We start from the raw sequence: 12,765 nt of genomic DNA, 5'->3' as shown, positions 1-12,765 counted from the left end.
CGAAATGTATATCATGCCGCTTAGGTGTGCCGTTGTCACCTCAACGGCGATTCCAGGCTATAAGGATAGAAGAAGTGAAATTAAGATGGTTTGCCTTTTTGATTGTGTTATTAGCGGGTTGTTCATCAAAGCATGACTACACGAACCCGCCGTGGAACGCGAAAGTTCCGGTGCAACGTGCGATGCAGTGGATGCCCATAAGCCAGAAAGCCGGTGCAGCCTGGGGCGTCGATCCACAATTGATCACGGCGATTATCGCTATCGAATCGGGTGGTAATCCGAACGCGGTGAGTAAATCGAATGCCATTGGTTTGATGCAGTTAAAAGCTTCAACCTCCGGACGTGATGTTTATCGCCGTATGGGCTGGAGCGGTGAGCCGACGACCAGTGAGCTGAAGAATCCAGAACGTAATATTTCAATGGGGGCGGCTTACCTGAATATTCTGGAAACCGGCCCGCTGGCAGGCATTGAAGATCCGAAGGTACTGCAATATGCGCTGGTGGTGTCATATGCTAACGGGGCAGGTGCGCTGCTACGGACTTTCTCGTCAGATCGGAAAAAGGCGATCAGCAAAATCAACGATCTGGATGCAGACGAGTTCCTCGATCACGTAGCGCGAAATCATCCTGCACCGCAGGCTCCGCGCTATATCTACAAACTTGAGCAGGCACTGGACGCGATGTAAATCAGTCGCGCACTTTGGCCGCTTTCTCCCGGGCTTCCCGCTCGAGAGAGAAAATAATCCGCTGTAATTGCCGCTCCACCGTCGGGCTGACGTTAAGAAAACGGAAGCTCAGACGGGGAGTGGTGATGGTTTCATTCTTGCCATCAATCACTTTGCGCTCGCTGATTGAGATTAACTGGGCGTCAAAGTGAAAAACACCCCATTGCCCCATGTTGACTTCAATCTGAGCGAAGCGCATGCCTTCGTGCAATCCGGCAGGCTTTGCCGTTTCCAGTAATGCGCCCATGCCGCCTAACGACAAATCATACAGGCGGAAACGTAACGTACTGTTATCCGCCAGTTTGGTCTGGCAAAAATAAGGCGGATGGAGTGGGGCGGAGATGCGGAAATATCGGCGTCGTTGTACAAACCACAAGGTGGGAGGCGGTACGGTAATAAATGCCGGAAGCTGCAAGTATTCACTCTGCTGTAGTTGTTCAACAGTAAATTCGACTTTCGCGCCCTGGGTTTCGGCGGTAATGGTAATGTGCTGCGCCTTTAACACAGCGTTGTTATCTTCGGCTTGACTGCCGAAATCCAGCACCAGTTTATCCGGGGTTATTGCCAGTATTTTGCTGATCAGCTGCCCGCCATTCCAACTGATACGCAAAGGAATTGCGGCTTTGTGCAAATCGCGTAACACGCCCAGGACGGCTAACGGATTTTGTTTCAGGAACTGCTCATGGTAATGACTCACGCGGAAAAACTCCTGACTGACAAACTGTCTTTGGTTTATCGGTCACAGTTAACAAAACTTAATACAAATGCGTGAATATTTTTTACATGTTGTTCTTAAATCAGCCGACAAACGCCCAGCATCGATCCCGCCCTTGCCTATACTTAGAGCGTTGACGTAAGCATTTCTTGCGTCCGATTCATCGAAACGAGGGCCTGAACATGGGAATTATTGCCTGGATTATTTTTGGCCTGATAGCCGGCATTATCGCCAAGCTAATCATGCCGGGGCGTGATGGTGGTGGATTTTTCCTGACCTGTATTCTCGGGATAATCGGTGCGGTGGTCGGCGGCTGGCTGGCGACCATGTTTGGCATTGGCGGCTCCATCAGTGGTTTTAATCTGCACAGCTTCCTGGTGGCGGTAGTGGGCGCTATCCTGGTGCTGGGCGTATTCCGCCTCCTGCGAAGAGAATAAGATTTTCATAAGGCGGATAGCGATACAGATGCCGCTATCCGCTTTCACATCAGAACGTATACTCGATACCAGCCCAGAAATTGCGACCTTCTTCAATAAACCCTTCACTGTAGGCATATTTGGTATCAAACAGGTTATTGACCGACGCATTAACGCTGAAGCCATGACCTAAGGTGTAATCGGCTCGAATGTGGGTCACCGCAAAACCGGCGGCTTTTTGTGAACCGTCACTGTTGCTGTAGCTGGAGGAACGCGCCTCTTCCGACAGCGTTACGCTTAACGGCTCCCACGGTTTGAGAGTCATCCATGCGGTCATTGTCTGCGTTGGCAGATCGGTTATCTTGCCGATGTCTTTACGTTTGGCATCAGCGTGGATCAGGGCGTAGCTCAATCCTACATCCAGTATATTGCTGATTTTCCCCTTAATACCGGCATCCAGACCGCTGTAATCCACCGTGCCGCTGTTCTGATTTTGAATGGTATCGGCATCGATATTGTGCGAGAGGATGGCATCACTCACCCGGTTATAGTAAACGCTGACCTCAAATCCCCAGTCGTGCGTGAAGGCACCATTCCAGGTTAAATCCACCCCGCGCGCGCGTTCCGGCTTGAGCTGCGGGTTAACAATCGCTATCTGGTTATACGCAGGTTTGGACGTGGTATAGCGTTCTTTCAGCGTCGGAAAGCGTGTGCGGTCATAGTACGAAAGCGCCAGCGTGTCTTCATTGGCAAAGTGGTATTTCCCCATCACCTGCCAGTTAAAAGCTGACTGATTGTTGTCGTCATAATGGGTGATACTGCCATCTTTCTCATGTTTTTTCGCTTCTACGCTATCGCGCCAGTCATAGCTGATTCCAGCCACGACATCGACATTATCGGCAGCAGCCCATTGATATTCACTGGCGAGCGACCAGGTACGATCTTCATAGCGATCGTAAGCGGCGTGCGGCGCACCTTTTTCCCGGTGTACGTCATCTTTCCAGTTAACGGCAAACGACAGCAGATCGTTTTCACGCACATCGGCTGCCAGTTGTAACCCGGCACCGTCGCTGTAATCGGAATAATGGCTGTAGCTGCCTTTTTTATTTTTCAAATCAGCCAGCGAGTTGTACATCATTAGCGTATTTTCAAAGGTGTCGCGATACAGCCGACTTTTCAGGGTAAAACGATCGTTTAGTTGGGTCGTTCCCTGATAATAAAAACTTTCTTTGTCATACTCTGGCCACTGCCAGTAGCGTGATTTCTGACCACTATTTCCACTGTATGGCGGGTTATCTTTTTCACCATCCTGCTTAATGTAAGTCAATGTGTATTCCTCGTTTTCGCGTGGTGTAAAACCGAGCTTCACAATGCCGCGTTTATCATCAGCCGATGAATTAATCATCTTGCCGTGTTTGCCTGCAATATCATTATTTACACCATGCGGCAGGCCGAGAAAATCCTGCTTTAGCTGGCTACCGCTGACTTGCAAATACCCCAGATCGCTGCTGGCGGCAAATGAAGCATGCATATCGTAGGCATTGTCCTGGCTACGGCTCCATCCCTGGCGATATCCCAGACTTGCTTCCAGAGGTTTTGTTGGCTTCTGGGTGGTGATATTAATGGCTCCGCCCATCTGATTAGGCCCCTGAAGCAGCGACGAATACCCTTTGGAAACTTCAACTGCCCCCAAATTGTTGGTCAGAATCCGCGCCAGATCGAGGTTGCCGTCATAGGGAACATAAATGGGCACACCGTCGAAATAGACCGGCACCTGACGACTATCAAAGCCACGAACTTTGACCTGTTCTTCGTTGCGGCTACCTGACTTTTGCAGTACCACGCCGGGGACGACACTTAATGCCTGAGCGACATTCTGTTTATCCAGGGCCTTCATGGTGGGTTGATCGAGAACGGTGGTCGTCGTTGATGATACCGGACTGGACCATACGGTCAGCGTGTCGCTCTCCTGAGCTGCTACGGCCTGCTGGGTAAAGGCAAGTGATAATACTGTGCAGAGATAACGTTTTTTGAGTCTCATAGAATAAATTCCGTTTAACAAAGAATTAAATAGAGGCTGCGGGTTGCAGACTGACTTTAATGTCAGCAGGTGCCGCGTAGTAAGGCGCGGAGGTAATAAAAAGGCGAATGCCGCAGTCGAGGTAATTTTTGAGTGTTGTCAGATTAATTCCGCCGGTCAGAGCCAGCGTGCAGTGGGGAGCCAGCGACGGTGCTATTTGCGCAATTTCAGTTGCCTGTTGCGGATTAAATTTGTCGAGCGGAAGTACGTCTGGTTGCGCGCGTAACGCGGCGATTGCCTCTTTCGGCGTGTCGGCTTCAACAACTATTTTCTTCTCGGGTGCGTGGCGACGTAACTGATTGATTGCGCCTGACCAGTCCTGATTGTCATGAAGAAAATGGCGGTGGTTGGCAAACAATAATATGGTTTCCGCACATCCGGCACGATGAATCAGTCCTCCGGCAGCCAGAATTGCCTGCGAGGCCAGTAAGCGGGTACCCGGAATTGCTTTTCGGGTGCAGGCGATATTGCCATCAGGGTAACGTTCACGAAGTAACGCCAGCATTTGAGCGAGATAATCAGAAACACCGCAACTCCACTCCAGCACATTCTGGACTGCCTTCCATCCCTGATGAAGTGCTGCGGCATTACCTTGCGCACGGATTAGCCGCTGACCCGCGTTCGCTTGTGAACCGTCGCTGACCGCGTCATCAATAGTTAATCCCAGCGTAGTTAACATCTTACACGCGACAGAAATGCCGCTGACGCAGCCGCCCTGACGGAGAAAAAACTCTATATAGCCATGCTGGTGTCCAATATTTAATGCTCGCGTGGTCAGGTCACCGCCCTGGATATCTTCCAGCAGTAACGCATCGATTTGTGCCTGAGAAAGGAAAATCATCGCAGTGCCTCTTGCGGTACGCTATCCCACCAGATGAGCGCCCAGTCGCGGCTGGCAGGGGCGAGGGCACGAGCATCTTGTTGTTGATACCAGCGATATAACCGCTCACGCTCATCGTCGTTAAGCGCGCCCAGACTCCAGCTGACGTTCTGCTCAAAACGTTCCCAGGTGCTGTTATCCTGTTGGCAATTTTGTCCACGGATAAAATCAACGTGAGCATAAATTCCCATCTGATACAGGACGTTGAGCGCAAAGATATAGTTGGGTAATTCGATCACTTCCCGACCAGCCGCCCGCTGAATGGCTGGAGAGACGAACGAGGTGCTGACCAGATGAGTCGTATAGACGCGAAGCCGTGCCTGATTATTCAGTTTGCTCATTGCCTGGCGCATATCAGCCACCAGAGTGGAGCGGGAAGCCACGGCAATATCGCAGCGTGGCAGGTCACTCCAGTCCTCTTCCCAGGCGCGCTGGATCCAGTGGACATTGTCTGCCTTTAGCGCGGCGGCGCGACGGGCGGCAACCTTCAGCATCCCCTGACTGTAATCAACGCCATAAATCGTCGTGAGTTTGTCAGCCAGCGCCAGCGATACGGTACCCGGTCCGCAGCCCATATCGAATAAGGTCTGCGCGCCTTGCAGATCAATTTTAGCGGTCAGTTGTTGCAGGTAGCTGTCCGTAGGCGAGGCGCAATTTTCCGCCATTTTTTCCGCCCGTTGATCCCAGTGATCCGGCGTTTTTTCTGTGCGGTGGGCCAGCTTGAGTTGCTGCAGGTAAAGGTCCGCAAAATCAATATCATCAATGAGCATGATTGTTCCTTAGTGGCTAATTGCAGAGAGGTGATGATGAATCTGGTCGGCAGAAACCCGATACAGGGCAGCCAGTTTGTTCGTTGTTAACTGTTCGGTCGGTAAGCCTTGTGTTACTCGTCCATCTGGCTCTACCTGGATAATGCTGTCGGCAATGGCGTTGGCATGGAGCGGATGATGAGTCGACATTAGCATTGTCATGCCGTTATTTTTGAGCTGCGCCAGCGTGTCCAGTAGTTGGATCTGATGACCGAAATCGAGGCTGGAGGCAGGCTCATCCAGTAATAACAAGCGCGGTTGCTGGACGAGTGCACGGGCGATTAAAGCCAGCTGACGTTCACCGCCGCTAAGTGTATTCCAGCGTCGTGTCGCCAGATGCAAAATGCCCAGCTTTTCCAGTTGCTCCGTTGCTTTCAGGCGTTCTTGCTTACCGGGAACGGAAAAAGCGCCTATGGTGGGGGCCAGGCCCATCAACACCATATCCAGCACACTAAAAGCAAAAATGCCGTCGTGCGCCTGCGGCACCCAGGCAATGGCCTGCGCGCGCTGGCGATGGCTGAGTGTCTGCACAGGGAGGCTATCCAGTAAGATCTCGCCTTTTAATAACGGTATAACGCCAAGAATGGAGCGCATGAGTGTGGTTTTGCCGCAACCATTGGCTCCTAACAGACAACAAATTGTTCCTTGCGACAGGGTGAAGGACACGTCGCGTAGCACCGGATGGCGGGAGTAACCCAGAGACGCATGACGGACGGCAAGCAAAGTCACTGGCGACCTCCGCGTAACAACAAAAACAGGAAAAACGGTGCACCAACAAAAGCGGTCAGAATGCCAAGTGGGATTTCTGTTGTTCCAATGCTGCGTGCCAGCGTATCGGTAAGCAGGAGCAGAATCGCGCCAGTACACATTGCCATGGGCAACAGCTGCTGATGGTTATGACCGGTCAACAAGCGGGCAATGTGCGGAACGACCAGGCCGACCCAACCAATTATGCCCGCTATTGCTACCGTGCTGGCGGTGATTAGTGTGGCGCAGACAATTAATCCAAAGCGCAGACGTGTCACGTTCAGTCCCAGCGAATGGGCTTCGTCGTCGGAAAGCGTGAGTAAATTCATGCGCCAGCGGAGAAAAAACAGGGGCAAGGAGCCTATGAGAATGATCGGTGCAGCATAGCAGAGATCGCGTAAGGTCACGGTGGACAGCCCCCCCAGCAACCAGAAGGTAATTGACGGTAACTGGGTGTAAGGATCGGCCAGCGTTTTTATTAGCGATATCCCCGCTCCGCACAACGTTCCTAACGCAATGCCTACCAGCACCAGGGTTAAGATCGGATCGTGGCGGGTCACCCGACGCGTAATCAACCAGACGCCCGCGACCACCATCAGCCCGCCGCAAAATGCGTACAGCTGGATGTAAACAATGGATAATCCCCACAGGATTGCCGCGCAGGCACCAAGTCCGGCACCGGCGGAGACGCCTAAAATATCCGGTGACACTAAGGGATTACGGAACATTCCCTGATAGGTGGTTCCGGCCCCTGCCAGCGCCGCGCCCAGAAACAGCGCAGCAAGAATACGCGGCACGCGGATTTGCCAGAAGACAATTTGTTCCTGCACAGGAACATTTTCTTGACGCAGAATGAGCGCCAGCAGTTGCTGTATATCGAGATGATAAGCCCCACTTACGGCGGCAAAAGTGATACTGATAGCTGCCAGCAGCAAAATACATCCGTTTACGGTTCTCATTAGCTCGCCACCAATTTTTGATAGTCGGCGTCACTTAATGGGCAATGCCAGAACAGTTGGGCGTAATGCTGCATGTCACTTTTAAACTGGCGATTGATGGCGGGATCCAGCCAGGCGTGAAGTCTGCGTAATCCCAGAAGACGGTTGATTCCCGGCGGGGCATCCAGCCAGCCAAAGGGCAGGCCACTTAAAAATAAGATGCGTTGTTCCGCAACCGCTTTCACGCCCTGCCAGAGAGGATCACGACGAATAAAATCTGCAGTAACGGCCTCCTGAACCAGAATAATATCCGGCTGCCAGCGCAGGAGATTTTCCATGGAAACCTGTGTCAGACCGTGGCGATCGGCTATTTGCGCGACGTTGTGCAAACCTAATAATTCCGCCGCCTCGGTATGCAACGAACCCTGTAAGCCCGTTTCCAGCCCTCGAGGACCGCGCGCAGCATAAAAGCTGAGGTTAGCGGCGGGTGAGGTGGCGAATGCCTTAGCTTCACCAACGAAGCGGCTGGCGAGATTGGCTTGTTCTGCGGCGCGGTGCTCTTCGCCTAACGTTTTGCCAAGCGTTGTTAACTGTTCTGCTGATTGTTCCAGTTTCCCGTTAAGCAATAACCAGGGTATTTGTGTCTGTTCGCTAACCTGCCGTGCCTGGGAGATCCAGGTTTCATCCGTATTGCCGCAATCAACGACCAAATCGGGATGTAATGCCATAAGCCCTTCCAGCGAGAGTGTGCTGGCGCGCCCGGCGAGTCGTCCCAGCCTGGGGAACTGGCGAATGTGCTCTGGCAATGGAATTAATGCCTGACGGGCAAAATCAAAAGAGGAAAAACCGACCATTTTTTCTGGCGCGACAGCCAGCAATAGTAAATCGGCGGGCGCGCCTGCGCTGACGATGCGTGTAATGTTTTGGGCTTCGGGAAGCGTCAGTGAGGCCCAGAATTTGACTGATTGTGCAAAGGACGGCAGATGATGCAGGAACAATGTCGACGCAAGAATCTGTGTAAACCTCCGTCTGGTTAGTGACATAAGTAATATCCTGATAATTAAAACCGTTATATACTTACATATATAGCGAAAAAGATCATGTTTGATGTCAAAATTTGTCTAAAGAGACAGAATGATTTGCTTGTTTCTTAAATAACACTTTGTTCCACAAGAAAATTGTCAGGGAGAATGGGGAGTGGGGGAAAATATAAATAGAGGTGTAATGATTAACAAGTTGATAAAATAAAATTAAAATCTTCCCTAATAAAAGAAAATAAAGGCATAGACTGTAGAAAGAGTGGTATTTCGTGATGAAGAAAGAGCAATGCCAATTTTATGCACGTAATGGCATTGCTCGATATACAGTAAAGTTAAGGCGTAGGTTCCGCCTCTTTTTGTTTTACCGGCTGTGTTGTTGATTCACTGAGTGGACGCGTCGCCGGAACATTGTCACACGGTTGCTCTTTCGGGCAGATCAAATCCAGCATTTTCAGCGTCACGCCATTGGTCCAGCCAAAGCCATCCTGTAATGGATATTCGCCACCGCCGCCCCCTGTTCCGGTGGTGCTGACATCATATTTTTCCACCAGCTTTTTCTCCCGGTCATAGGTGTGCTGAACATTGGTCAGGAAGTGCCAGCTAATGTCCATCGCCACCTCTTTTTGCCCGTAGTTTTGTAATCCTTCTGTCGCGACCCACTGCAACGGTGCCCAGCCGTTTGGCGCATCCCATTGTTGCCCACTTTTCACCGACGTGGTGTTCAGGCCGCCTGGTTGCAGCAGATGTGTTTTCGTCGCCGTCGCCATTTTGTTGGCGCGATCTTTCGCTGCCGCATTGACGTACAGCGGGAACAGGGCGGCAGCGGTTAACTGATTGCGCACTTTATGACTTTTCAGGTCGTAATCGGCATACCAGCCTTGTTGATCGTTCCACAGGTATTTTTCGATCCCTTTTTGACGGGCATTCGCCAGCGTTTCGTACTGGTTTGCCATCGCGTTATCTCCGGCAGCTTTGCTGGCGCGGGCGAGGATTTTTTCCATTTTAAACATCAGGCTGTTCAGATCGACCGGTACGATGCTGGTGGTGCGTAAGGTATTTAACTGCTGCGGATTGTCCATCCAGCGCGAGCTGAAATCCCAGCCAGACGCAGCGGCAGAGCGCAGGTCGCGGTAAATTTCAGTGGCAGGTCGATTCGGATTGCTTTTGGCGGTGGCAATATCTTCCACCCATGACTCTGGTCGTGGCGTATCGCGATCGTCCCAGTAGCGGTTGAGAAGGGTACCATCCTGAAGTTTTACAACGCGTTTTTCCTGTTGTCCGGCTTGCAGGTTTTCAACACCGTCCATCCAGTAAGCATATTCTTTTTGCATTTGCGGCAGGTATTGCTTCAACGCGGCATCGCCTTCATGCTGCGCCAGTAACTCTACCATCAGGGCAAAGAATGGCGGTTGCGAGCGGCTTAAATAGTAACTGCGGTTGCCGTTGGGAATATGCCCGTAAGTGTCTATTTCATGAGCAAAATTGGCCACCATATCCGCGACTTTATCCCAGTGACCGCTTTCGGCAAGCCCTAACATGGTGAAGTAACTGTCCCAGTAATATACCTCACGAAAACGTCCGCCCGGCACGACATAAGGTTCCGGCAGCGGTAACAGAGAATCCCATTTTTCGGTATTTTCGGTAGAACGCGTTAATACCGGCCAAAGTCCGTCAATATGTTCGCGCAGCGACTGCCCTTCTGGCGGAACATATTTCTCTCCCTCTTTCGGCAGAGTGAAATTGACGTTAACGAAATGGCGCAGATCAAAGCCGCTCTGGTTTTGCTGCATTCGATAATCTGCAAGGATCATTAGCGGATCGCTGTTCGGCACGGCATCAGCAAAGGTCTTTTGGTCCGGAAAAAGTTTGGCGTTTTGCACATCGTTAAACAGCGGCCCTAACAAAATATCAGGCGGCTGTGGCGTTACTGGCGTTTCTTCTGCCTGCACCGCTAGCGCAGCGAAACACAACAAAACGCAGGCGGGAATTAACGCTATTTTTTGCGGGCGAGGAGGGGCGGTGGCTTTCATCAATCATTCTCCTTGGGCGAAACCGAACAAAACGGTATTCAAGTATCAGAAAACCTTAGTTCAGGATCGCACTAACTGCATGATCGAAATCTCATTCTGCGAACTGTCAGGCATTTTGGAAAAGGAGATTAAAGGGATAAATAAGGGTGAAATAGAGTAATTAAATAAAGTCTGTTTATTAGCCAGCCAGCGACGTTTGGTTTGCGATTAGCGCAGAAAAAATCATCATGATTTGGTAAAAAATATAACAGGTAGTTAAAAAATATCAGAGCAGAGTAAATTGCCGGATGGCATCAGAACGATGCCATCCGAACGGTGGTTTATCCCTGATGGCTGAAACGTTGCGTTTTAACGTCCAGCGTTAACGTTTCTTCAGGTTGTATCGCATACAGTTTCTCACCCTGCTGGCAAATCCAGCCAATCCCCAGTTCGTGGGCGATTAGGGCGCTGTGGGATACCGGACTTCCGGCGCTAAGGCAGATCCCTTTTACAACCGCCGGATCCAGTTGCAGAACCGTGGACGGATAAATGTTCTCCGCCAGTAAAATGGTTGGCGAGTTAAATTGCGGGAGTTCTTCTTTCGTTTGCGTCAGGTGGATTAGGGTGCGATGTAGAAGATCGTCCACATCGATATAGCGAGCCTGTAAATATTCATCATCCAGTTGTTGGTATTGCTGGCTTAGTTCTTTAAGAACGTGCTGCCAGGCATATTCTGCTGTGCAATGCTCATGCTGAAGAAATTCGTTTGCCGCCGCCAGCAGTTCTGGATCATCTAACAGTGTATGGTGACCAGAAAAGATTGCGGCAATATCGTCAAGCCCGCTCGCTTCTGCTTTCGCTGTTAACGTCATCAGATCTAATAACGTGAAGTCAATTGCCTGGCGTAATCGTTCTTGTTCTTCTTCCACGGTCAGAGTTGATTTTGCCTGTACCGTACATAAAACTGGTTGATAATAAAAGGCTTTACCCGAAACAGGCGGAATGGGCCGCTGAGTAGGCGGAGCAACTTCGTCCGTTTCACCAAAGTTATCTTCAGCCAGCTGACGGAAAGCAACCAGCGCCTCTTCAGCTTCTGGCCCTTTCGCAATCAGGCGCAGCGTATCGTTATAGCGGACTTGTAGTAGCGCGATCTGGTTAATACTCTCCGGTGTGACGCATTTGCCGTTTTTCTCCAGCAACATATCGGCATTAAATGTCGATAAGGTATAAACCAGCCGGGAGGCCGGACGTACATGAAGGCCGTTACGGTTTTTAATGATCACGGCCAGAGAACGGGCTTCTTCATCGTACGGAGGACATGTGTCAGAGATTTCAGCGTCGGAGGACGGTAAACCCAGTTGTTCACGTTTGGCTTCCAGCGCATGCATGGCGTCAAAGATCACTTTGTCGATATCCGCCCCCGAGGCCGCGCTGACCGTTGCTGCCAGTGTACCTTCGACTAACGGTGCCGCACACAAACGTACTTTTGCGGCGATCTCGGGAGCTAGCAATTCCAGCGCAGTTTCAGCACTCAATAATGCGCTACCCATATCCATCATCACCAGCACATGGTCGGCATCGGCAACGGACTCGATGGCCTCCATCACTTTGACGGCATCGGTACCAATGGGATTTTGGGGATCGTCAATTCCCGCGGCAATGGCGATTTTACAGCTATCACTCATTAACATCTGACGGGCTAATTCACCGACACCTTCTCCCAGTCGGGCGCTATGTGAAACTATGACCAGGTTTACCATCACCATTTCCTTACTCTTTTGCGGCTAACGCCAGCATTTGCATCATAAACATCACGGAGGTCGCGCCGGGATCCTGGTGACCAATACTGCGTTCACCGAGATAACTGGCGCGGCCTTTGCGGGCTTGCATCGTAATCGTACTTTGTGCAGAGGATTCAGCGACGCTACTGGCGGCTTCGAGCGCCACCGGAACAGAGAGATTTTGCTCGCTGGACTGACGTAACGATTCCACCACCGGCACCCAGACATCACACATAGTTTTATCGCCAGGTTCGGCTTTCCCGCGACTGATTACGCCGTCTACACCATCGCGGAACATCTGATACAGTTCTTCCAGCGTCAGGCTTTGCCGTGCCTGTGTCGCCTGTGCGGCGCGGATAAAGAAAGTACCGAACAGCGGACCACTGGCACCACCGACGCTGGAAAGCAGCGTCATGCCGGTATTCTTGAGAATGAAACCGATATCTTTATCTGCGATAGCAGGGAGTTTTTCTACCACCTTGCTAAAGCCACGGTTCATATTTAGCCCGTGGTCAGCGTCGCCAATTTCGCGATCCAGTCCGGTAAGATACTCGCTCTCTTTGCTGAAAATTTCTCCACAGCGAGTGAGCCAGTTAACAATTTGAGTTCTGCTCAGTGACATGGT

The 12,765-nt window shown here is 51.1% G+C and carries 12 protein-coding genes; 2 read left to right on the top strand and 10 right to left on the bottom strand.

What is annotated here, in order from left to right:
• Positions 1–74 precede the first annotated feature (74 nt).
• Positions 75–686, top strand: a complete 612-nt coding sequence (gene emtA, locus AABJ99_RS13825) for a membrane-bound lytic murein transglycosylase EmtA (RefSeq protein ID WP_001295616.1) — start codon at positions 75–77, stop codon at positions 684–686.
• 1 nt (position 687) lies between these two features.
• Here the strand turns inward: emtA and ycgR are convergent, their stop codons facing one another.
• Positions 688–1,422 carry a flagellar brake protein YcgR gene (gene ycgR / locus AABJ99_RS13820; RefSeq protein ID WP_032183986.1) on the bottom strand — a complete coding sequence of 245 codons (735 nt, stop codon included), beginning with the start codon at positions 1,420–1,422 and terminating at the stop codon, positions 688–690.
• A gap of 200 nt (positions 1,423–1,622) precedes the next feature.
• On the opposite strand from ycgR, the gene ymgE reads away from it, so the two are divergent.
• Positions 1,623–1,877 carry a GlsB/YeaQ/YmgE family stress response membrane protein gene (ymgE, locus tag AABJ99_RS13815; protein WP_001353273.1) on the top strand — a complete coding sequence of 85 codons (255 nt, stop codon included), beginning with the start codon at positions 1,623–1,625 and terminating at the stop codon, positions 1,875–1,877.
• A 49-nt stretch (positions 1,878–1,926) separates the two neighbouring features.
• Here ymgE and AABJ99_RS13810 read toward each other — a convergent pair whose 3' ends face one another.
• The 9 genes from AABJ99_RS13810 to dhaL all read right to left on the bottom strand — a co-directional run bounded on the left by AABJ99_RS13810 (position 1,927) and on the right by dhaL (position 12,762).
• On the bottom strand, positions 1,927–3,897 hold the full coding sequence (locus AABJ99_RS13810; protein WP_039021486.1) for a TonB-dependent receptor plug domain-containing protein: 1,971 nt from the start codon (positions 3,895–3,897) through the stop codon (positions 1,927–1,929).
• A 25-nt stretch (positions 3,898–3,922) separates the two neighbouring features.
• Positions 3,923–4,777 carry a ModD protein gene (gene modD, locus AABJ99_RS13805; RefSeq protein ID WP_039021485.1) on the bottom strand — a complete coding sequence of 285 codons (855 nt, stop codon included), beginning with the start codon at positions 4,775–4,777 and terminating at the stop codon, positions 3,923–3,925.
• Positions 4,774–5,586, bottom strand: a complete 813-nt coding sequence (locus AABJ99_RS13800; RefSeq protein ID WP_000904003.1) for a class I SAM-dependent methyltransferase — start codon at positions 5,584–5,586, stop codon at positions 4,774–4,776. The genes modD and AABJ99_RS13800 overlap by 4 nt, the downstream gene beginning before the upstream one ends.
• Before the next feature lie 9 nt (positions 5,587–5,595).
• On the bottom strand, positions 5,596–6,354 hold the full coding sequence (locus tag AABJ99_RS13795) for an ABC transporter ATP-binding protein (RefSeq protein ID WP_000173311.1): 759 nt from the start codon (positions 6,352–6,354) through the stop codon (positions 5,596–5,598).
• The gene (locus tag AABJ99_RS13790; RefSeq protein ID WP_001261252.1) at positions 6,351–7,331 is read right to left on the bottom strand and encodes a FecCD family ABC transporter permease; all 981 of its coding nucleotides are present in this window, start codon (positions 7,329–7,331) and stop codon (positions 6,351–6,353) included. The genes AABJ99_RS13795 and AABJ99_RS13790 overlap by 4 nt, the downstream gene beginning before the upstream one ends.
• A complete protein-coding gene (locus AABJ99_RS13785; RefSeq protein WP_039021484.1) occupies positions 7,331–8,353 on the bottom strand; it encodes an iron ABC transporter substrate-binding protein in 1,023 nt (340 codons plus the stop codon). Before AABJ99_RS13785 ends, AABJ99_RS13790 begins: the two co-directional genes overlap by 1 nt.
• A gap of 329 nt (positions 8,354–8,682) precedes the next feature.
• Positions 8,683–10,380: an alpha,alpha-trehalase gene (treA, locus tag AABJ99_RS13780; protein ID WP_039021483.1), complete on the bottom strand. Its 1,698-nt coding sequence runs from the start codon at positions 10,378–10,380 to the stop codon at positions 8,683–8,685.
• Between the two features lie 320 nt (positions 10,381–10,700).
• Positions 10,701–12,119, bottom strand: a complete 1,419-nt coding sequence (gene dhaM, locus AABJ99_RS13775; protein WP_039021482.1) for a dihydroxyacetone kinase phosphoryl donor subunit DhaM — start codon at positions 12,117–12,119, stop codon at positions 10,701–10,703.
• 10 nt (positions 12,120–12,129) lie between these two features.
• Positions 12,130–12,762: a dihydroxyacetone kinase subunit DhaL gene (gene dhaL, locus AABJ99_RS13770; RefSeq protein ID WP_039021481.1), complete on the bottom strand. Its 633-nt coding sequence runs from the start codon at positions 12,760–12,762 to the stop codon at positions 12,130–12,132.
• Between the last annotated feature and the right edge of the window lie 3 nt (positions 12,763–12,765).

The sequence above is a fragment of the Escherichia coli genome (assembly GCF_036503815.1).
GTDB lineage: Bacteria > Pseudomonadota > Gammaproteobacteria > Enterobacterales > Enterobacteriaceae > Escherichia > Escherichia coli_F.
This window is presented reverse-complemented; position numbering and strand designations above follow the sequence as displayed.